Origin of the sequence: Lysinibacillus sp. GbtcB16, assembly GCF_019091145.1 — a bacterium.
GTDB lineage: Bacteria > Bacillota > Bacilli > Bacillales_A > Planococcaceae > Lysinibacillus > Lysinibacillus fusiformis.
Map to the genome: position 1 here is coordinate 1 of NZ_JAGXJV010000534.1, position 262 is coordinate 262.

Below are 262 nucleotides of genomic sequence, written 5' to 3' on the forward strand. Positions count from 1 at the left end.
TCGGGATGATTTAAATAAGGAAAAAGCCAGCCCAGAATAAAAAATTGACATAAATAAGCGGCAGGAAAGATAGACCCTTTAAGAATTGGCATCATCCCCTGACTCATCACGGGGCGAAGCCGCTGCGGATCTGACTCAGCAAGCATGAGGAATAATAGCGGAATTAGGAGCAAAATGATCAAGATGGATATGTAGCCATTGCATCTTGCTATGGCTTCTATACCCATATAAGCTGCTGCCCCGCACAACAATGCCAAGGTTA

At 44.3% G+C, this 262-nt stretch carries 1 protein-coding gene; it reads right to left on the reverse strand.

Annotated features, from left to right (window positions below):
* The coding region (locus KVT27_RS25140) for a GerAB/ArcD/ProY family transporter (protein WP_217582226.1) at positions 1-227 on the reverse strand (227 nt) is incomplete at its 3' end.
* Between the last annotated feature and the right edge of the window lie 35 nt (positions 228-262).